The organism is Frankia sp. AiPa1 (assembly GCF_023243075.1).
Taxonomy (GTDB): Bacteria; Actinomycetota; Actinomycetes; order Frankiales; family Frankiaceae; genus Frankia.
In genome coordinates, this window is record NZ_JALKFZ020000176.1 from 19,331 (window position 1) to 40,207 (window position 20,877).

Here is a 20,877-nt window from a genome sequence, read left to right on the forward strand (position 1 = left end):
AACGGGTCAGCGACATTGCGGTCGTTCCGCTGCCTTGCTAGCGTCACCAATGTCCCACCTGTCCGAAATCGTCATGACGTTTTGCCTTTCGCGCCCGCAGAACAGGTAGCATGCTCCGACCAGACGAATTCGAACAGCTCGTTGCCGGCAGGCTCGGATTTCCTGGCTCCACGGTGACCGCCGGCAGCCGACTGCACGCTGATCTCGGCCTCGATTCCTTCCGACTGCTCGATCTATGCCTTTACGTCACGGAACTGGGCACCGACCTTTCCGAGGCCAACTGGCTGGAGGTCGAGACCATCGGTGAGCTGTACGACCATTACCGCGCCGGGCGGCCCACCGATTCCGGCACCGCTCCGGCCGGCCAGGTCGCGACGGCCAGCGGGTCCGATGCGATGACGCCCGCGCCAGCGGCGGGAGTCGCACCGCTGGGATCTGTGGGACCGACAGCAGTGGGACCAGCAGCAGTGGGACCAGCGGCGACGCGGCCGGACGTGGGCATGACGGGCGCCGCCGGTCAGTCGCCGCCGCCACCCCGGCTCGCCGGGCGCTACCTGCGGCTGATGCCGGTGCTGCCGTCCTCCACGCCGTTTCTGTACGAGCTTGCCGTGACGCCCGACGTCGGCTTCCGCTGGCGCTACCGGGGATCCGTGCCGTCCTACCCACAGTTCGAGCAGGAGCTGTGGCAGGGTGTGCTGACGCAGTTCCTGATCGAGTCGGTTGAGTCGGGCCGGCCGGTGGGGCACGCCATCTGCTACAACCCGGAGTTCACGCTCGGCTTCGCGTATGTCGGCGCGGCGGTGGCTGCCGACTACACCGGTTCCGGCCTCGCGGTCGAGGCGCTGGATCTTTTCGTGCGCTACATCTTTGATATCTGGCCGTTTCGAAAACTTTACTTCGAGGTGCCGGAGTTCAACTATCCGCAGTTCTCCGGCGCCGACCGGGCGAATGCGGTGGGCGGTTCGCTCGAACTCGAGGGACGCCTGCGCCGCCACGACTTCTACCGCGGCCGTTACTGGGATCGCCTGGTTCTCGCCGCCTATCGGGATGACCCGGACGGGCCGGACGGGCCGGACGGAACCGGCGACAGCCGTTGACCACCGCGACCGTCCCCTGGTGCCTCGACCGTCCCGCCAAGGTCTGACCACCCGTCCAAGGAAAGCCGGCAACGATGGTCTATCTGCTGGATCGCATGAAACGCGCGAGCACGGGCCCGAACGGAGTGACGTTCCTCGCGCCGGACGGCGGTGAACGGGTCGGCTGGGCCGTGCTGCACAACGACGCCCGTCGCGTCGCTGCCGACCTGCAACAACGCGGGGTGCGGCCGGGGCGGCCCGTCGTCGTGCTGGCCGCGACCAGCCGCGCCACGGTGACCGCGGCGATGGCCGCCTGGCTTGCCGGCGGGAGCGTCACCATGGCCCCGACGCCGGCACGCACCGTCGGGCTCGCCCGGTATCTCGCCGACACCCGCGATCGCCTGCGTGCGCTCGGCGATCCGCTGGTGCTGGTCGGCGCCCCTTGGGAGCAGGCGATACCGATGCTGTCCGGCGGGTCCACATCGGTGGCTCCGCTGGCCGACGTGATCGCCGCACAGCCGGGCACGCCGTGGCGTCCACCGGCGCTGACCGTCGACGATCCGGCGATCCTGCAGCTCACCAGTGGCACGACCGGAGCGCCGAAGATCGCCCGGATCAGTCACGGCAACGTGGCCGCGAACATCGAGGGCATCCGGGTGGCGACCGGCCACGAGACGGTGCATGGCCGGATGCTGTCGTGGCTGCCGCTGTCCCATGACATGGGCCTGATCGGTGGGCTCATTCTGCCGATGGTGTGCGGGCGGTGCGACACCCTGCTGTCCTCCCCCGCCGACTACCTCGCCCGGCCGGCGAGCTGGATGCAGCAGATCTCCCAACATCGCGTCACGAACACGGTCGGACCCAGCTCCGCCTACGCGGTGGCGGCCAGACTGCTGCGTGCCGGTCCGCGCCTGGACCTGTCCTGCCTGAGCTACGCCGTGTGCGGAGGCGAGCCGATCGATCCGGCCATCGTCGACGACTTTCTGGCCGCCGCGGGCGAGCACGGGTTCCACGCGGGCGCCTTCATGCCGGCCTACGGCCTGGCCGAGGCCACCGTCGCCGTCACCTTCTCGGCCCTCGGCCGCGGGCCGCGCTACGACACCGTCGACGCGGACGTCCTCGCCGCCGGCACCGCACGCCCGGTCCGTACCGACAGCTCGGAGGGCGACGGCGCCGTGATCGGGCGGACCCGACGGCTCGTGCTGCTGGGCGAGCCGATCAACGGGCTGTCCGTGCGGGTGGTCGACCCCGACACCGAGACGGTGCTGCCCGAACGGACCGTCGGGGAGGTGCAGGTTCGCGGGACGTCGGTGGCGTGCTACCACGACGATCCGCGAGCGCCGGCCGACCTGCGTGCCCCGGACGTCTGGCTTGCGACCGGCGACCTCGGTTATCTGGTGGACGGGGAGCTCGTCGTCTGCGGCCGACACAAAGATCTGATCATCCTCGGTGGACGCAACATCTATCCCGAGGAGGTGGAACGCGCGGCTGCCCGGGCGCCTGGCGTCCGTCTCGGCAACATCGTGGCCTTTCGCCACGACCGGCGCGGCCATCCAGGCGGCGAGGGGCTTGCCGTCGTCGTCGAGACCCGAAGGGATGATCATGCGTCTCTGGAACGGGCCGTCGCCGACGAGGTGCGCACCACGCTCGGGGTGGCGCCACACCAGGTGATCGTGGTGGGACCCGGGTCGGTGCCGAAGACCCCATCCGGCAAGGTGCAGCGCGCCGAGGCCCGCCGCAGGTTCGCCCGATGAGCCGCCTTCCCCCCGCCCGGCAAGCTCCGTCCGGTGCCGGACTGCCGGGCGACGATCTGCACGCGGCCGAGGACGCACAGGTCGCCGCCCACGTCAGCGGGCTCGCCGACCGCCTTTATCACGCCTGGGCCCAGCCGGACCCGGTCCTGCGGAGCCGGCAGCTCGCCGAGTGCTGCGTCGCCGGCGTGAGCTATGCGAACCCGTTGGGCGCGGCGGTCGGCGTCGAGCGGTTCAGCGATCTGATCGGCGAGTTCCTCGCGCCCTATCCGGGATACCGCCCGTTGCGCACCAGTGCCGTCGACGTGCATCACGACCGCGCCCGCTGGGAATGGGGGCTGCGCGACAGCATCGGCCAGATCGTGCTCGCGGGCCTGGACGTGACCACGTTCGACGCGGAGGGCCTGGTGTCCATCAGCACCTTCTTCGGTCCGCCGCCCCGGCTGACCTCGACCATCACCTACGGCAGCACGCTGACCTGACCTGACCTGACCCGGCCTGCGACCCCTGTCCGATCTCGGCGCACCGGTATTCCCACCGGCGTCCAACCGTGCCTTTCGGCACCGACCCCACTCAGGAGGACACCTTGCCCCGGACCCGCACCGCACTGCGAACCGCGGCCATCGGCGCCACGGGCACCATGGCAGCGGCCTTCCTCGGCACGGCCACACCCGCGTCCGCCGTGACACCTGTCGGCGCGACCGGATGCAACGTCACCGCCTGGCCGCCCACCGGAGGCTCGACCGTTTTCGGCAACGGCTCGGTCACCTGCACCACCTGGTACAGCGGCTCGATCACGATCACCAACCAGCTGCGCAAATACGCGAACGGGAAGTGGTCGAGCGTCGGCGAGCCCGTCAGCAAGCAGTTCTGGGGCGGCACGGGAGTCGGTGACGGCGCATCGATCCCCTGCGGCATCTTCGGTACCCAGAGCCAGTTCAAGACGCTGACCACCGCGAAGGTGGACGGGGCGACCGCCTCGGACGCCTCCGGAGCCGCCGGCTACTCCTGCTGACGAGCGCTCTGGGCGGTCTCACCCGCACGGGTGTGCCCGTACCAGCGGTGTATCAACACCCATCGCGGCGCCGTCCGTCCGCCCCACGGGCGCGGGCGGACGGTGCCGGCAGGCGGGCGCCATCACCCCCCGCGGGGCGGCTCAGCCTACCGATTCGGTGGAGCCGGCCAGGGCCGCCGAGTTCGCGTCGCCGTCGACGCCGGTGCTGGTGATGACGGTGCCGCGGTGCTCACCCTGACAGATCGCCGTCATCGCGCCACGCTGCTCGATGTCGAAGATGTGCAGGGGAATACCAAAGTCGCGGGCGAGGATGAACGCCGACTGGTCCATCACCCGCAGCCCACGACTGATCACCTCGTCGTAGCTGAGGTGGGAGAACCGCTGGGCGTCCGGGTTGACCTTCGGGTCGCTGTCATAGACGCCGTCGACGCCGTCCTTGGCCGCCAGAACCGCGTCGGCACCGAGCTCGAGTGCCCGCTGGACCGCCGGGTAGTCGGTGGTGAGGAAGGGCTGCCCGTTGCCGCAGGCAAGAATGACGGTCGCGCCTTTTTCCAGCAGATGCGCGGCGCGGAGTCGAATATAGGGCTCGGCCACCGCGGGTACCGGCACAGCGGTCATCACCCGCAGGTTGTCCTCGCCGAGGGCGGTCAGTTTGCCGCGCAGCAACAGGCTATTGATCACCGTGCCGAGCATGCCGATGTTGTCGGCTTCGACCCGGTCGATACCCCAGCGTTCTGACTGGTTGCCGCGGAAAAGATTTCCTCCGCCCACGACGATGGCCACCTCGACGCCGGACTGGCGTACGGCAATAATTTCCCGGGCGAGATGCTCCAGCGCACCGGAGTCGAACCCGAATTCCTCGGCACCGGCAATTGCCCGACCGCTCAGCTTCACGACCACCCGACGGTATTTGGCCACAGTCTCCCGCTTCCCCTTTTCCATCGTGCGATCCTAACGCGCCGGACACCATTTTCGATCATGGGTCAAACGATCATGAACCTCGCCGGTGCTGGGTACACGGTAGAGCACTGGGGCCCGACCTTCGCCGACCGTCCCGCCCGGCGCGAACACCCTTCTCGATCACCGCGGCGCCTCCACCACGGCCGACCGACCGGAAACCGTGATACCGGGACATATCGTGTCAGAGCGCGCAGCCCGCCCGATTGTCACCATCCGGCCCGCACGAGGCCAGGCCGGACTCCGGTCTCGACCCCTGGGTCCGCGCGGATCGCCACCTCACACCCGCAGCGCAGCCAGGCCGGTCGCGACCGGTCACCTCGACGCGACCCACCCATACCTCCCGCATCCCTACTGCGACATCACCTGCGACGACACCGCGCATGCCACTTCCGTTACCGGCAATTCACCCCAACATCTAGACAGAGAGCTCTCAAAGTTGAGATTTTGTTGTTCTGCAGGTGTCTCATTCGCGGACGAGGTCGTCGAACATCTGATCCAAGTCGCTCCACGTGGGTGTAGCCGAACGAGGCTGGGCGACTGGCTTTCGATCGAGAACGGTGACTCGCACCGCGATGTGCCATAGCTGATCGGGCAGCCAGTTTGGCAGGTCAGAGGCACCGCTGTCGCACGAAGTGAGCTCCTGGCGTGACGAACGACACGTTCACTGATCTCACCGAGCCGACTCCCTTCCAGAGCCTCCTCATCGCCCACGTCGGCGCGGGGAACACGGCGAGCAACATCCTCGACACGGTAACCGGAATCCATCTCAAACGGGATGTGCGGGCCGAAAGGCACGGCACCAGGATCAGCGGCGAGACTGCGCTTTCTACTTCGACGCCGCATCGACCAGTGGTCGCCACTTCGAGGCTACGATCCACAGTCGGGGTTCCGTCATCGGGAAACTCGACTGCGAGGTCGTCAGGCCCGCAGTCGGCAGTGACGACTGGCCGTCACAGGTACATCTGGCAGACGAGACCCTGAGCTCTTCGGCAGAGTTCTAAAGCTTCTCCAAGATCCGGATCTCGTCACCGTCCATACGATTCCGGCCACACCCTCGCCGGCGGAGTCCTCTACAGCTCCCAGGTACCGCGATATTCCGTTCTCCAACTGGACCTGGGGCTCTCCAACTGGACCTGGGGCGATTTTAGCGAGTATGACATTTTCCGGGAGAAGCCAAAGCAGAAACCCCTGCGGACGGCCAAGCCTGGTTCCGGAAGATCACTGTTCGACTGGGTCGTACCTCGCCGGCCCATCGAGCGCCCCAGAACCGGGTGGCTGGCCTGCGACGACGGCGCGATGGAGGTCGCCGACTTTGTTCATCTGGATCTGGCAGGCAAGCGGCCGGTCCTCACCTTGCTGCACGTAAAGGGTGCTGCCAGCACCAGCTCTGGCCGTCGACTGTCCGTTGCGTCGTATGAGGTCGTAACAAGTCAGGCGGTGAAGAACCTGCGACATCTGGAAAGCGAACTGCTACGAGAGGCATTGACCCGAGGAAGGAAGCGGGAGGCCAGCGCACATGTCTGGTATGACGGCAGGGCGGCGGACAGAGACGGATTTACCCGAGCGCTGCGGGGGCTGGGGCGCGGCTACGAGCGCCGGGTGGTCGTCCTGCAGCCACATTGTTCTCCGGGCAAAGTACGATCAGGCCCGCTCCGCTGCGGGCAGCGGGGACCGGAGAATTCTCCGGCAGCTCGACGCGCTTCTTCTCAGTGCCGACGCCAGGCCGCCGCATATGCGTCAGGGGCATGATCCTCAACCTCGGATCATGCCCCTGACCTGGGTCGGGGTGGCGGGATTCGAACCCACGACCTCTTCGTCCCGAACGAAGCGCGCTACCAAGCTGCGCCACACCCCGCGACCGAGGAGAAGCATACCCCGACGCGGCGGTAGAGCGATGGGTGGGGTGGCCCAGATTCGTCAGGTTGTCGCGCCGACCAGCGTGAGCAGGGTCGCCTCGGGACGGCAGCCCAGGCGGATCGGGGCGAACGGCGAGGTCCCGAGGCCAGGTGAGACGTGCAGCCAGGCGGAGGTGCCGCCGCCGTACCGGGACAGACCGCGGGCCCGGGAGCGGTCCAGCCCGCAGTTGGTCACCATCGCGCCGACGCCGGGCAGACGGATCTGCCCACCATGGGTGTGGCCGGACAGGACGAGCCGCACCCCGTCCGCGACGAACGCGTCAAGGACTCGGGGCTCGGGGGTGTGGGACAGACCGACCGCCAGATCGGTGCCGGGGCTGGGGGGCCCCGCAATCGCACCGACGCGGTCACGGCGCAGCCTGGCGTCGTCCACCCCCCGCAGATCCAGGCGCAGTCCACCGGCCTCACTGACGGCCCGGGTGTTGGTGAGATCCAGCCATCCGCTGGCGGCCGTGAGCTTGCCGGCCAGGGTGGACCAGTCCAGCGACCTGCCGTGCGGATCGGCCGGCGCCGCCCGCCGCAGGTAGCGGTGCGGACTGCGCAACGTCGGGGCGAAGTAGTCGTTGTTTCCGGGAACGAACACGCCGGGGAAGTAGAAAAGCGGCTCCAACGCGGCCAGGAGCGGGTCGCGGGCATCGTCGGCGCAGACGAGATCCCCGGTCACCGCGACCAGGTCGGGGACAAGCCGCGCGAGCTCGGACAGCCAGGCCAGCTTGTCGACCTGACGAACGGTGATGTGCAGATCAGACAAGTGCAGCACCCGCACCGGCCGGGTCCCGGGCGACAGGACCGGGACCCGCACCCGGCGCAGCGTGTAGGACCTGCGCTCGTAGAGGCTTCCGTACGCCAGCGCCGCGACGCCCGACGCCGCAACGACGCGCAGAGCTCCGAGCGCTCTGCCTGAGCCCGCCCATGGACGCCGGACCGACCCCTGAGACCCACGACGCATCCAGATCAGACCTTTCCCGGGGAGCCCGATTTCGGGGATCCCCGACCTCTAGCGGCATCTGCGATGTGCCGGCACCTTTGGGCCTCGCCCCGTCCGTGCCGGTGTCCCCACCGTCTCACCCCGGCCACCGCTCGGCCCGCCGGGCGCGGCCCGGACACCGACGCGGCGCCCGGCCTGACACCATCGTCGTCGCCGACCCGTGGTCGAACGTGACCAGCCCGCCGCCCGGACCATAGGCTGCGTTGACTATGAGCACCCCGACGGAGCCCGGCCCACGTGCGGAGCCCGGCCCACTGCAGCAGCGCCTGCGCGCCGATCTGACGGTCGCGATGAAATCCCGTGACGAGCTACGGACGGCCACGCTGCGCCTGACGCTCGCCGCCGTGAAGGACGCGGAGGTCGCCGGCGACACCGCACGTACCCTCGACGACGCGGAGGTCCTGAAGGTCCTCACCCGCGAGGTGAAAAAGCGCCGCGAGGCTGCCGATGCCTATGCCGCGGCCGGACGGGACGAGGCCGCCGAGCGGGAACGTGCCGAGGGCGAGGTGCTCGGCGAGTACCTGCCCCGCCAGCTCGGCGAGGACGAGCTGGCCGCGATCATCGACCGGGTACTCGGCGAACTGGGGCTCACCGGTCCAAGGGCGATCGGGCCCGTCATGAAGTCGGTGCAGGCGGAGGTCGCCGGCCGGGCCGACGGCGGACGGGTTGCCGCCCTGGTCAAGGCCCGCCTCGCCAGCACCTGAACACAGCGGCCGGACGCCGTCGTCAGGCCGCTCGCTCGGGCCGCGCTCAGCGCGGACGGTTGCGCCGGTTGGGACTCAGGGCCGGCTGGGCCCCACCAAGCGTGGCCCCGAGCTGGGAGCGGGGGAAGAACTGCGCCAGGATGCCGGGCCCGTCCGGCGCGGCGCCGAGGCCGATGCCGCCGGACGGCGCGCCACCGGGCAGCACTGGGGCGCCGGTAAGTCCGCCGGAGATCGCCAGGTGAATCTCGGTGTTCAGGGACACGACGCTGCCGGCGGCCGGCGTCATGGACACCACGATCCCCGGCTGGGCGGGCCAGACCACGGGCTGCGAGGACACGTGGAAGCCCTGCTGGACCAGAATCTGCTCGGCCACCGACTGCTGCTGGCCGACGACGTTCGGGACCGGTTTCGTCGGGACCTGCGGCTGGGTGCCGTCCTCCGGCGGGAGGGGCGCGACCGGGAGGTTGAGCCCGCTGATCGTCCGCGTCATGGTGCGGGCCCAGATCTGGGCCGGATAGCCGCCGCCGAACACGTTGCGGCCGAGCACGTCCGTCAGAGGATGAGCGGTCGGGCCACGCGGGTCGGCGAGAGTCACCGCGGTGGCGAGCTGCGGGATGTAGCCGGCGAACGAGGCGGTGCTGAAGCCCTCGGCGGTACCGGTCTTGCCCGCGGCCGGCCGGCCGATCTGCGCGTTGCCGCTGGCGGTGCCGTGGCTGATGACGCCCTCCAGCACCGAGCTCACCGTGTCGACGATCTTCGGGTCGAGCACCTGTTCGCAGGGTGCGCCGGCATTGAACGGCAGCGGCCGGTCGGCACCGCCGACCCGCTGGCTGATCGCGGTGACGGTGCGGGGATCGCACTTGCGGCCGCGGGCCGCGAGCGTCGAGTACGCGGTCGCGAGGTCAAGCGTGCTGATCTCGTTCGACCCCAGGATTGACGACCCGTCCGACGGGCTGATGCCGTTGACGCCCTTGCAGGCGGGATCGTCGTTGCCCTGCTGGCGGATCCGGCAGGAGGTGACACCCAGGTCGCGGGCGATCTGCGCGGTGCGTAGGACGCCGAGCTTCTCCGCGAGCTGGATGTAGTAGGTGTTGACCGAGTTCCAGGTCGCGGTGGTCAGCGAGTAGAAGCCGTCCTCGCTGGGATCGGCGTTCCCGTAGCAGTCGTCCGGCTGCGGGTTCGGGAAGACGTTGGAGTGATAGCAGACCGGGGCGTGCAGCGTCGTCGACAGCGGCATTCCGGCCTTGAGCGCGGAGATGAGTGTGAAGACCTTGAAGGTGGAACCGGGGCTGAACGAGTCCTCGTCGGTCGGATAGACCTCCTTGGTGTGGACGAAGTCGGTGGACAGGCTCGACGGTTTGCCGTCGTCGGTCGGGCCGTACTCCCGGTTTTCGGCGACGGCGAGCACCTGGCCGGTACCCGGCTGCATCATGACGACCCCCGCCGCGACCCGGTTGCCGACCGGGATGACCTCGCTCGCGGCGGACTGGGCAGCCTGCTCGGCGACCGGATCCAACGTGGTTCTGATGGTCAGGCCGCCCTCGAACAGCAACCTTCGCGCGCCGTCCTCGGTCGGGGCGAAGGTTCTGTCGTTGAGGAGATCGTCGCGGACCATCGCGCAGAAGAACGGGGCGGTGGAGTCCGCGCACGGGTCGGCCGAGCGGGCCGGCCGGTCGAGTGCCACCGGGCTGTTGTGCGCGGCGCGGAAGTCGGCATCGCTGACATGGTGCAACTCGCGCATCCGGTCGAGCACCACGTTGCGCCGTTCCCGGGCCGCGTCCGGGTGCAGCACCGGGTTGTAGGCGGTGGGGTTCTTCACCAGGCCGGCGAGCAGCGCCGCCTGCGGCAGGGTGAGCTTGTCGACGTCGACGTTGAAGTAGTGCTTCGCGGCGACCTGGATGCCATAGGCGCCGTCGCCGAAATAGGCGATGTTGAGATAGCGCTCGAGGATCTCGTCCTTACTCAGGTGTGCTTCCAGGTAAAGCGCGTAGCGGGCCTCGCGAAGCTTGCGTTTCACCGTCTGCTCGGTGGCGGCGTGGCGTTGCGCGGCGGTGCTCGCCGACATCAGCAGGACGTTCTTGACGTACTGCTGGGTCAGTGTCGACCCGCCCTGGGTCACCTCGCCGCTCTCCCGGTTGGTGAGGTAGGCGCGAATGAGGCCCTTGTAGTCGAGCCCGTCGTGCTCATAGAACCGCGAGTCCTCGATGTCGACGATCGCCTGGCGCATCACCTGCGGCACCCGGCCGAGCGAGACGACCTCTCGGTCCTGCTCGCCCGACAGCACGGCGATCTGGTTTCCCCGTGCGTCCAGGATCCGGGACGCCTGCGCGAGCGGGGGCACGACCAGGTTCTCCGGCAACCCGAGGAAGTCATCGGCGCCATGCTTGGCGGTCAGACCGACCGCACCGACCACCGGCAGCGCGAGCAGGCCGACGAGCACGCCGGCCACGATGCTGATCAGACCGGCGCCGGACAGCCTGCGGGCCAGGGTCACCGCGGGGTGCCGACGCAGGCCCGTGCGGCCCTGTGCGCCGTAACCGGGACGATAGAGCCGTCTTGCTGACCCGTCGGGCGCCGCCGACCCGGGGGGCGTGGTCATCGACGGACCTCCGTCCAGCCAGGCCGGGACACCAGTCGAAGCATACGGGCCAACATCTGATCAACCACGCCCGGCCCGGAGAACAGGCCGGTACAACTACGGATGAACGTCCCGCCTGAGCCGCCAAAACCGACCTGACCTGGGACAGGATCACTCCTGACAGTCGGGGCACCGGAGGCCGACGCGGGCGAGCCTCGGACCAGCGTGACGACTTCCACATCAACCATTCCCTGAGCGCCTCTCGACGAGCCACCATCGAGCCATCCCCGCCGACGCCCCGCCGCGCGTGATCACATGTCCGGCCGGCCGCGGGGCGATGGAGTCGCTACGGCGACACGGTGGAGACATCCGATCGTCACGCAAGCGACATACGGCTGTCACAGACAGCACTACCGCCGCGATCGGGATCAATGGCCCGGACTAGTCATTTGGACAACCACCCGTGTGGGGTCTGGGCCGTGGCCACGCCACTCCGTACGGTTTCGGGTCAACGCCACGTCACCACCCGCACGGGCCCCCTGACCCGGACTCGAGAAGAAAGGCAGGTGGCATGACCAGAAGCCTGGCCCCCGCCGTCAGTCCCCTTCGTGCCAACCCGACCCGCCTGGTGGGCTCCACCGTCGACGGCGACTGGACGGCCCATGCCGCCTGTCGCGACCTCGACCCGGATGAGCTGTTCGTCCAGGGCGCCGCCCAGAACCGGGTGAAGACCCGGTGCTTCGGCTGCGCCGTCCGTACCGAGTGCCTCGCCGACGCGCTTGACAACCATGTCGAGTTCGGTGTTTGGGGTGGTATGACCGAACGGGAGCGCCGCGCGCTGCTGCGTCGCCGCCCGGACGTCACGTCCTGGCGCAAGCTGCTCGCAGACGCCCAGGCCGATCACCGGTCCGCATCCGCCGGGTAACGGCCGGCCGCGCCCGACCCACCCGCGCCCGGTTCCGCCCGAGGACAACGACGTCCCGGACCGGACCGCAGGACCCCCGCTCAGTATCGCGGTCGCCTGCCGCCTGACCAGCCACGTGGCGCCTGGTCAGCTGTACGTTCACCGCCGAGGCCTGATCGCGATCCGCCCCCCTGCGGGCTGGTCGCATCCCCGCCTGGCCCACCATCAGCTCAGCCGGCCTGGTCCAGCCGTTCCACGCGAGCGAGCGCGTCACCGATCTCCCGAAGGCCCTCGAGGTCGTGCACGTCCTCGGCCAGCGCCTCCACCTCCACCAGCGGGGTGTCCGGATGGGCGCTGGTGAATCGCTCCCGTAGCCTGGCCTCCCGGCTGGCGAGCCGGACCCGTTCCGCATGGATACGCAGGACCGCCGCTGCCAGGGGATGCTCCCGATGCTCGTCGAGGTTCTCGGCGGCGGCGAGGCTGCGCTCGACCGTAAGCGTCGACGCGTTGCTGTGATGTGTCCGGTTGACCACCAGACCCGCCAGCGGCATGCCGTCGGCGTCGAGCCGGTCGACGAAGTAGGACGCCTCGCGCAACGCCGCGGCCTCGGGGGCGGCGACCACCACGAAGGACGTGCCCTGCTCGCCGAGCAACCGGTAGGTCTGCTCGGCCCGAGCCCGGAACCCGCCGAACATCGTCTCCAACGCGGCGACGAACTGGCTCAGGTCGGTCAGCAGCTGTGCCCCGAGCACTTTCGTCAGCACCTTGGTGAACATTCCGAGGCCAGCTCCGACGATCTTCGCGTAGGCCCGGCCACCGGCCTTCGCCGGTACCAGCAACACCCGCAGCAGGCGCCCGTCGAGGAACGTGCCGAGCCGGGTGGGCGCGTCGAGGAAGTCGAGCGCCGAGCGGGTCGGCGGGGTGTCGACGACGATGAGATCCCACTCGCCGGTGGCATCGAGCTGGCCGAGCTTCTCCATCGCCATGTACTCCTGCGTCCCGGAGAAGGACGAGGACAGCGACTGGTAGAAGGGGTTGTCGAGCAGGGCCCGGGCCCGCTCCGGCGAGCTGTGCGCGAGGACGATCTCGTCGAACGTCCGTTTCATATCCAACATCATCGCGTCGAGGCTGCCGCCGGCGGAATCGTCGATCCCGGCCACTTCACACGGCGTGTTGTCCAACGCCGTCAGACCCAGCGACTGGGCCAGCCGGCGCGCCGGGTCGATCGTCAGTACGACGACGATGCGCCCGCGTTCGGCCGCCCGCAGCGCCAGCGCCGCTGCCGTGGTGGTCTTGCCCACACCGCCAGAGCCGCAGCAGACGATGATCCGCTCGGTGTCGAGCATCTCGTCCACGTCGAACAACGGAACCCCGACCGGATGTGGACGCATCGGGCGGGCGGCTCCCGGCGAGCCCTTCGCCGCCCGTCCTGCCGACGACCCTCCGGCTGACGGCCCTCCGGCTGACGATCTCGATTTCACGGCCACCGCGCTCACCCAACCATCTGCTGGGCCCGCAGCAGCTCGGCGAACCGGTAGACCGTGCCAAGATCGACACCATCGGCCATCAGGGGCACCTCGTAGACGGGGCGACCAAGCGCCATGATCTCGGCCCGCTGGCCCGCCTCGAGCGCGACCCGGTCCGCGTGCTGAGCGGCCTCCCAGACCAGCGCCTCGACCAGCTCGGACGTGGGTTCCACGCCGGTTTCCTTGATACCCGCGGCGATCTCCTCGCGGTCGAGCTCACCCCGCCGGGCCAGCCTGGACTCCTTGGCTCTGAGCATCGGCAGGCGGGCCATGTTGACGATGACCCCGCCCAGCGGCAGCCCGGCCGCGGAGAGCTCGGCCACGCCGTCCACGGTCTCCTGGACCGGCATCTCCTCCAGCAGCGTCACCAGGTGCACGGCCGCCCGCTCGGGCCGCAACACCGCCATCACGCTGTCCGCCTGCGCGCGGATCGGCCCCATCCTCGCCAGGCCCGCCACCTCCGCGGTGACGCCCAGGAACCGGGCGATCCGACCGGTGGGCGGGGCGTCCAGCACGACCGCGTCGTAGGCCATGCCGCTCGGCCGGGTGCCGTCCGGCCGGTTGACGGCCTCCTTGACCTTGCCGGTGAGCAGGACGTCGCGCACCCCGGGCGCCACCGTGGTCGCGAAGTCGACCGCGCCGATCCGACCGAGTGCCCGCCCGGCCCGGCGCAGGTTGTAGAACATCTCGAGGTACTCCAGCAGCGCCTCGTCCGCGTCGATCGCCAGCGCGAACACCTCGCCGCCCCCAGGGGCGCTCGCCACCTTTCGCTCCTGGTACGGCAGCGGCGGGGTGTCAAACAGCTGAGCGATCTGCTGGCGTCCCTCCACCTCGGTGAGCAGCACCCGCCTGCCGCCTGTGGCCAGCGCCACGGCGAGCGCACCCGCCACCGTCGTCTTTCCCGTCCCGCCCTTGCCGGTCACGATGTGCAGCCGACGTTCCCAGGGTCCGTCCGCGTCGTCGCCGTCCTCGGCCGCGCTGCGCTCGCCGCTCACCGGTCGACCGTACCCGGGCCGGCGCGCACTGCCACGCCACCGGGCCCGGGTCACCCCCATCGGCGTGACCGTCCGTGCCGGTGCGTCCAGCCCTCCGGGGACGCCGCGTCGAGCCGTCCGAGGACCCGCCGGTGGATGCTCTAATGTCCGGTGTCATGCAGACGAAGTGGGAGTACTTCACGGCTCCGTTGCTGATCCACAACACCAAGCAGATCCTCGACACCTTCGGCGAGGATGGCTGGGAACTCGTCCAGGTCATCCCGGCCCCCAACAACCCCGAGGGTCTTGTCGCCTATTTCAAGCGCCCCAAGGCCCAGGGCTGAGGTGACGACCGCGAGCGAGCGACTGGCCGATCTCGGCCTGGCCCTACCGCCGGTCGCGGCTCCGGCCGGCGCCTATGTCCCCGCGGTGCGCGACGGGGACCTCGTCTGGAGTGCCGGCCAGCTTCCCCTCGTCGACGGTCAACTGTTGGCGACTGGTCTGGTCGGCGAGGCGGTGACACCCGAGCGGGCCGCCGAGCTTGCCCGGGTCGCCGCGTTGAACGCCCTGGCCGCGGTAGCGGCCCAGACCGGCGGGCTGGACGGGATCGGGCGGATCATCAAGATCGTCGGATTCGTCGCGAGCGCCGCCGGGTTCACCGCCCAGCCGAGCGTCGTCAACGGCGCCAGTGACCTGTTCGTCGAGATCTTCGGGGACGCCGGCCGGCATGCCCGCTCGGCGGTCGGCGTCGCCGTCCTGCCGCTGGGCGCCCCGGTGGAGATCGAGGTGATCGCCCGAGTCGCCGCCACCACACCTGCCTGACCACACCCGCCGACCGCACCCGCCCAGCCGCACCCGCCCGGACCGCACCCCCTCAGACCGCACCCGCCCTAGCCGCACCCCTCCGCCCGCACCACCACCATCCATGCCAGCTCCCATGATCACGCCCCGCGGCGGGCTACCCAGCAAGATCCGGCCACGTAGGTCGCCGTGGGGGATAAATCGGGCACGAATGCCCCCACGACGACCTGCTTGGATCTTGCCTGCTGGAATCGGCCATGATCGCGCTCACACGACGTGAGCGCCGGGCTCGAGCGGCTTGCGGCCGGGGCGGGTCGGAGCGGTCCCGGTCGAGGACACGTGACGGGGACACGTGACGGGGACGGACAGCGGGGACGTCGGGCCGGATGGGGAGTAGACCGTCCGGCGCCCGGTTGAGCGGGCTGCGACCTGGCTCGCGTGGAGCCGCATGCGACGGCAGGTCGAACTAGCATCAGCGGCATGGTCGACCACAAAGCCGAGCTGATCACCCGGCTGCGCCGGCCGACAGCGCGGGTCGACGGCATGCTCGACAACTCCACCCACGATGGCGACGCGGCGGGCCGGTCGTGACCGCGCTCCGACCGCCGACTGGCACTGTTCGCCAGGTGACCCCGTTGGCCGCCGTCCTGCTCGCCCCGAACCCAGGCCCGATGACACTGGAGGGGACCAACACCTGGCTGCTGCGGGCGCCGGGCAGCGAGGGCTGTGTCGTGGTCGATCCGGGGCCGGATGACCCCGGTCATCTGGCCGCGGTCGCCGCCACCGGGCCGGTCGAGCTCATCCTGCTCACCCACGGTCACGCCGATCACAGCGCCGGCGCGGCCACGTTGCACCGCCTGACCGGCGCGCCGGTGCGGGCGCTCGACCCGGCGCACCGTCTCGGCGACGAAGGGCTCGCTGCCGGGGACGTCGTCGCCCGGCCCGGCCTCGAGCTGTGCGTCCTGCCCACCCCCGGCCACACCGCCGACTCCCTGTCGTTCCTGCTCACCGGCGACGCGGTGGAGGCCGGGGCGGCGGTGCTCACCGGAGACACGATCCTCGGGCACGGCAGCACGGTGGTGGCCCATCCGGACGGTCGGCTCGACGACTATCTCGCCAGCCTGCGGCTGCTGCGGGACCTGGGCGCGATGACGGTGCTGCCGGGGCACGGCCCGGAGCTACCTGCCGCCGGCGCCGCCGCGCGGCGGTACCTGGCCCACCGGGAGGCACGGCTCGCACAGGTGCGCGAGGCACTCGTCGAGGCGGGCGTCGGACCAGGGCAGGCGGACCCCGCTGCCGTGGTCCGACGGGTCTACGCGGACACGGATCGGGCGCTGTGGCCCGCAGCCGAGCTATCGGTGCGGGCGCAGCTCGACTATCTCCTGGAGCTCGATCCCTGAAAACTCGATCTCCGGGGCATCGATCTCCGGGACGTGGGCCCGCGGGCACGCGACGACCGCCGGGAACCTCCGGCCGGCCATCGCGACGCCCCCCTGAACGGGCCAGGCAGGGCGCACCGCCCCGCGCGGTGGGCTGTGGAACCCTACCCGCCGCCCACGCGGCTCGGTCCGGATCCGGGCCGTGCGGACCGACGTGCCGCGATCCGTCCTGGCCCCGCCGGGGCCGGGCCCTCGATGGGCGGCCCGATCGCCTCCCCCCGCCGGCCTGGGCGGGCGTGCCCGAGGTCGAACGGACCCGTCCCCACCTGCCCGGACATATCCTGCCGCAGTCGGTCATCCGATCGCTTGGGGGCGGGGAAACGAGACCCAGGCCACTAAACTCGGCGCTGGAGGCAACCGCTCGTGCGCAGGATGACGACTTCACTCGACCGGCCCGAGGCCGAGCTGCCGGTCCGCGGCGGGCACTGCCCGCCCCGCCCGGATGCCCGGCCCCGGCGAGGTCCCACACCTCGGGAGGCCCGACGATGAGGGTGCCCGCGCAGTCCCGTCCTACCGGGCCGTCATCATGGTGATCCCCACCCTGGTCACCGGGCCGCTGCAGTGCCCGCGCTGTCACTCTCCGGCCGTCCCGGGCGGCCGGTTCTGCTACAACTGCGGCCTCGAGTTCGGCTCGATCGACGCGGCGGCGTCCGATGTCCCGGAGCGGCGCGTGGTGACCGTGCTGTTCGGCGACCTGTCCGACTTCACCGGCTGGGCCGAGAACCGCGATCCCGAGCGGGTCGGCGAGATGACCGACCGTGTCCTCGCCGCGCTCGCCCACGAGATCGACGAGGTCGGCGGCCGGGTCGACAACCTGACCGGCGACGGCATCATGGCCGTCTTCGGCGCTCCCACCGCCCACGAGGACGATCCGGAACGGGCCGTGCGGGCCGCGGCCGCGATGCAGGAGACCGTGCGCCGTCTGGTCGAGGAGACCGCGGGCGACAGTGCCGAAGGTCGCCTCGGCCTGCGGGTCGGCATCAACACCGGCGAGGTGCTCGCCGGTGTGCAGGCGGCGCTGTCCTACACGGTCATCGGGGACACGGTGAACACCGCGGCACGGCTGTCGGCCGCCGCCTCCGTGGGCACGGTGTACGCCGGGCGGGAGACGGCGCTCGCGACCCGCACGGTGGCGAGCTGGCGGGAGCTGCCGGACCTCGCGCTCAAGGGCAAGCGAGAGCCTGTGCCCGCCTACGAGCTGATCAGCCTGCGCCCGTCCAACGTCGAGCGGCCAGGTCTGGCTGACGACGCGCCGTTCCTCGGCCGCGACGCCGAACTCCGCGATCTGCAGGCGCTGTTCGACGATGTCGTGACCCGCCGGGCGCCGCAGGCGGCGCTGCTCGTCGGCGAGGCCGGCATCGGCAAGACTCGGCTGGCCAGCGAGCTCGCCGACCGGGCGGCCGGGGCCCCTGGCGCGGTGGTGCTGTGGGGACGCACGGTCCGTCACGGCGATGGGCGGGGGCTCGCTCCGCTGGTCGACGTCGTGCGCAACGCCTGCCGGATCACCGACGGTGATTCGCTGGACCGCGTGGCCGACCGGGTGCGGTCGACGGTGGCCGGGCTCGCCCACCCGCTGACCGGCATCCAACTGCCCCCCGGCATCGCCGACCGGCTGTTGCTGCTGCTCGGCGTACCGCTGGACCGGCGCTCGACCGGTGCGCCCGCGGCGACACCGGGTGATCCGGCGGCCCGTGCGTCGCGCATCGAGGAGGCCGAGAACCGCGCGGTGGAGGCGACTGTCGAGGCGGTCGCACTGTTTCTGAGCGCCCTTGCCCGCTGCGGTCCCATCCTGGTCGTCATCGACGACCTGGAGTGGGCGACCAGCCAGCTCTCCGACGCGATCAGCCGGCTCGCCTCCCGGCTGTCCGGCCCGGTGCTGCTCGTCCTGGTCGACCGGGCCGGCCCGCGGCTGGCCACGCTGCCGAACGTGCATCGGATCGACCTCGCGCCGCTGGGCGCCGAGGCGTCCGGGCAGCTGCTTACGAACCACCTGGGCGGACGCACCCTGGAACCGAAGACCCGCGACGATCTGCTCGCCCGGGTACACGGCAACCCGTTCTTCCTGGTCGAGCTGCTCAACCTGCTCATCGACCGGCGCCTGCTGCACCCGGCGGGCGAGCCGCCGGACGGCGCGCACGCCGAACTGGTGCTCGACGGCGCCCTCGCGGACTCCCCACTTCCCGCCGGCGTGCAGTCGGTGCTCGCCGCCCGGATCGACGACCTCGACCCGATCGCCAAGGCGGTGCTGCGGGCGGCGGCGGTGCTCGGGCGCAGGTTCCCCGCCGAGGCGCTGCCGATGGTCGACGAGCGGCCCGCGGACGAGGTGACCCGGGCGCTGGAGGGACTGACCGAGCGGCAGCTCGTCCGCCCGCCCCGGGCGCACGAGGCCCGCTGGCGCTTCGTGCATCCGATGGCCCGTGACGTCGCCTACGCCGGACTGCCCAAGGTCGAGCGTGCTCGCCGGCACGCGACCGCGGCCCGTTGGGGCGTCACCGCGATGATCGGCACCTCCCGGTCCGTCTCGACATTCGTGGCCAGTCACGCGCTGCGCGCGTTTGACCTCGCCGCGTCCATGAGCCTGCCGCCGAACGACCCGGCCTGGGCGGCCCGGATGTCCGGATTCCACGCCCACGTCCGGCTGGCCCGGGCGGCACTGGCCCGCGATGACCACCGCGCCGCCGCCGAGCTGCTCGCCAACGCCCGCCGGCTGGGCCGTGACCTGGTCGACCGGCGCGAGGACAACGTGGTGCGCGTGCTGCACGCCGAGGCGCTCGTCGCGCTGCGTCACCTGGATGAGGCCGAGCGGACGTTGCGCCCGGCGCTGCGGGCGGACGCCCCGGCCCGCCGGGCCGCCGCCTTCTCGGTGCTCGGCGAGCTCCGCCAGAAGCAGGGGCGGGCCGAGGAAGCCGCCCAGTGCCTGCTCACCGCACTCGAGTCGGCCCATGAGGCCGGTGACGAGCGGGCCATCGCGGCCGTCCTGCGCCGCCTGGGCATGCTCGAATACAACGCCGGGCGGATCGGCGCCGCCGAGGAGCGCTACCGCGAGGCACTCGCGATCGCCCAGCGGGTCGACGACCCCCGCGGCGTGGGCTGGGCCTTACAGCATCTCGCCTGGAGCGCCACCACCCGCGGCGACTACCCGCGGGCCGAGCGGACGCTGCGAGAGGCCTCCGCGGTCTTCGAGCGGCTCGAGGACACCGGCGGGCTCGGCTGGTGCCGGGGAACCGAGGCGCTTGTGCTGCTGCTGTCCGGCCAACTCACCCGGGCGCGCAAGCTCACCCGCGAGCTCATCGAGCTCGCCGGGTCCGTCGGCGAGCAGTGGGGGATGGCGGTATGCCTGACCATCGACGGGATCGCCGCCGCCGAGCTCGGTGACATCGCCGTCGCCGAGTCCGATGCGCAGCGGGCCGCGGACCTGTTCGCGTCGTCCGGGGACACCTGGGGCTCGATGCTGGTCCTCGTCGCCCGCGGGCTCGCCGCCCGCGGCGCCGGCGAGCCGGGGCGCGGGGTGCACCATCTCGAGCAGGCCTGCACCCAGGCCACCGAACGCGGACATGTCGTCGTCGGCGCACTCGCGCGGGTGCTGCTTGGGCTCACGCTGCTCGACGCCGGTGAGATCGACCAGGCCGCCGAGGCCGCCGAGGCCGCCCTGCGCGACCTGGAACATCTCGACCTGCGCCCGCATGCCCAGCTCGGGGCGAAAGTGCTGGTGGCACAGATCGCGCGAGCCCGTGGGCGGCTCGACGCCGCCCACGATCTGCTCCGCGAGGCGCTGGCGGCAAGCGAGCCGGCAACGCTGCTGTTCCCCCGCCGGCAGGCCTACGCCCATCTCGCCGGAATCCTGCTGGACGCGGGGCAACCCGCGCAGGCCCTGGACGTCGCGCACCGCGCGGTCGCGGTGGACGCCGAGGATGTCCGCGCCCAGGTGCTCGGCTACCGCGCGCTGGGCACGGCGCTGGTGGCGAACGGCGATCTCGAGGGCGGTCGGGCCGCCTACCTGCGCGCGCTCGCCGCGGCAACCGCGACCGGCGCTGTCAGCGAGGCACCGCAGACCCGCCGGCTGCTGGCCAGCCTGCCCCCCGGCGGCGGCCAGCCGGGCCCGCCGCCGCCTTCCGGTCCCACGGACGGAGGCGGCACGGACAACGGCCCTGGCAGCGCACCAGCCTCGCCCGAGCGCGCTGCCGGCGACGCCCTCGCCGACGCCGCCGGCTGGCCCCGAGCCTGACCAGGGACCAGTTCTCCCGG

The 20,877-nt window shown here is 71.0% G+C and carries 15 protein-coding genes and 1 tRNA gene; 10 read left to right on the plus strand and 6 right to left on the minus strand.

Features of this window, described 5'->3' with window-relative positions:
* Positions 1 to 110: 110 nt before the first annotated feature.
* The 4 genes from MXD95_RS21835 to MXD95_RS21850 all read left to right on the plus strand — a co-directional run bounded on the left by MXD95_RS21835 (position 111) and on the right by MXD95_RS21850 (position 3,842).
* Positions 111 to 1,097: a phosphopantetheine-binding protein gene (locus tag MXD95_RS21835; protein WP_250642556.1), complete on the plus strand. Its 987-nt coding sequence runs from the start codon at positions 111 to 113 to the stop codon at positions 1,095 to 1,097.
* A gap of 74 nt (positions 1,098 to 1,171) precedes the next feature.
* A complete protein-coding gene (locus tag MXD95_RS21840; protein WP_250642557.1) occupies positions 1,172 to 2,830 on the plus strand; it encodes a long-chain-fatty-acid--CoA ligase in 1,659 nt (552 codons plus the stop codon).
* The gene (locus MXD95_RS21845) at positions 2,827 to 3,309 is read left to right on the plus strand and encodes a hypothetical protein (RefSeq protein WP_250642558.1); all 483 of its coding nucleotides are present in this window, start codon (positions 2,827 to 2,829) and stop codon (positions 3,307 to 3,309) included. Before MXD95_RS21840 ends, MXD95_RS21845 begins: the two co-directional genes overlap by 4 nt.
* A gap of 104 nt (positions 3,310 to 3,413) precedes the next feature.
* Positions 3,414 to 3,842, plus strand: coding sequence for a hypothetical protein (locus MXD95_RS21850; RefSeq protein ID WP_250642559.1), 429 nt, complete (start codon positions 3,414 to 3,416; stop codon positions 3,840 to 3,842).
* 141 nt (positions 3,843 to 3,983) lie between these two features.
* Here MXD95_RS21850 and pyrH read toward each other — a convergent pair whose 3' ends face one another.
* From pyrH to MXD95_RS21865, 3 genes are all read right to left on the minus strand, one after another.
* Positions 3,984 to 4,784 carry a UMP kinase gene (gene pyrH, locus MXD95_RS21855; protein WP_250642560.1) on the minus strand — a complete coding sequence of 267 codons (801 nt, stop codon included), beginning with the start codon at positions 4,782 to 4,784 and terminating at the stop codon, positions 3,984 to 3,986.
* Positions 4,785 to 6,583: 1,799 nt separating this feature from the next.
* Positions 6,584 to 6,657: transfer RNA gene (locus MXD95_RS21860), tRNA-Pro, on the minus strand.
* Between the two features lie 62 nt (positions 6,658 to 6,719).
* Positions 6,720 to 7,667 carry a metallophosphoesterase gene (locus MXD95_RS21865; protein WP_250642561.1) on the minus strand — a complete coding sequence of 316 codons (948 nt, stop codon included), beginning with the start codon at positions 7,665 to 7,667 and terminating at the stop codon, positions 6,720 to 6,722.
* 248 nt (positions 7,668 to 7,915) lie between these two features.
* On the opposite strand from MXD95_RS21865, the gene MXD95_RS21870 reads away from it, so the two are divergent.
* Positions 7,916 to 8,410: a GatB/YqeY domain-containing protein gene (locus MXD95_RS21870; RefSeq protein WP_250642562.1), complete on the plus strand. Its 495-nt coding sequence runs from the start codon at positions 7,916 to 7,918 to the stop codon at positions 8,408 to 8,410.
* A gap of 46 nt (positions 8,411 to 8,456) precedes the next feature.
* Here MXD95_RS21870 and MXD95_RS21875 read toward each other — a convergent pair whose 3' ends face one another.
* Positions 8,457 to 11,009, minus strand: coding sequence for a penicillin-binding protein (locus MXD95_RS21875; RefSeq protein WP_250642563.1), 2,553 nt, complete (start codon positions 11,007 to 11,009; stop codon positions 8,457 to 8,459).
* A 550-nt stretch (positions 11,010 to 11,559) separates the two neighbouring features.
* On the opposite strand from MXD95_RS21875, the gene MXD95_RS21880 reads away from it, so the two are divergent.
* Entirely contained in the window at positions 11,560 to 11,913 is a 354-nt protein-coding gene (locus tag MXD95_RS21880; protein ID WP_250642564.1) for a WhiB family transcriptional regulator, read from the plus strand.
* Positions 11,914 to 12,122: 209 nt separating this feature from the next.
* Here MXD95_RS21880 and bagB read toward each other — a convergent pair whose 3' ends face one another.
* Both bagB and bagA read right to left on the minus strand, forming a co-directional pair.
* Positions 12,123 to 13,283: an ArsA family ATPase gene (gene bagB / locus MXD95_RS21885; RefSeq protein WP_250642565.1), complete on the minus strand. Its 1,161-nt coding sequence runs from the start codon at positions 13,281 to 13,283 to the stop codon at positions 12,123 to 12,125.
* 101 nt (positions 13,284 to 13,384) lie between these two features.
* Positions 13,385 to 14,473, minus strand: coding sequence for an ATPase BagA (bagA, locus tag MXD95_RS21890; protein ID WP_374122104.1), 1,089 nt, complete (start codon positions 14,471 to 14,473; stop codon positions 13,385 to 13,387).
* A gap of 95 nt (positions 14,474 to 14,568) precedes the next feature.
* Here bagA and sp36 point away from each other — a divergent pair, with 95 nt between their 5' ends.
* From sp36 to MXD95_RS21910, 4 genes are all read left to right on the plus strand, one after another.
* Entirely contained in the window at positions 14,569 to 14,736 is a 168-nt protein-coding gene (gene sp36 / locus MXD95_RS21895; protein WP_250642639.1) for a Sp36 family protein, read from the plus strand.
* 1 nt (position 14,737) lies between these two features.
* Entirely contained in the window at positions 14,738 to 15,214 is a 477-nt protein-coding gene (locus tag MXD95_RS21900) for a RidA family protein (RefSeq protein WP_250642567.1), read from the plus strand.
* A gap of 650 nt (positions 15,215 to 15,864) precedes the next feature.
* The gene (locus MXD95_RS21905) at positions 15,865 to 16,593 is read left to right on the plus strand and encodes an MBL fold metallo-hydrolase (RefSeq protein ID WP_374122107.1); all 729 of its coding nucleotides are present in this window, start codon (positions 15,865 to 15,867) and stop codon (positions 16,591 to 16,593) included.
* A gap of 565 nt (positions 16,594 to 17,158) precedes the next feature.
* Positions 17,159 to 20,857 carry an AAA family ATPase gene (locus MXD95_RS21910; RefSeq protein WP_250642569.1) on the plus strand — a complete coding sequence of 1,233 codons (3,699 nt, stop codon included), beginning with the start codon at positions 17,159 to 17,161 and terminating at the stop codon, positions 20,855 to 20,857.
* Positions 20,858 to 20,877: the final 20 nt, after the last annotated feature.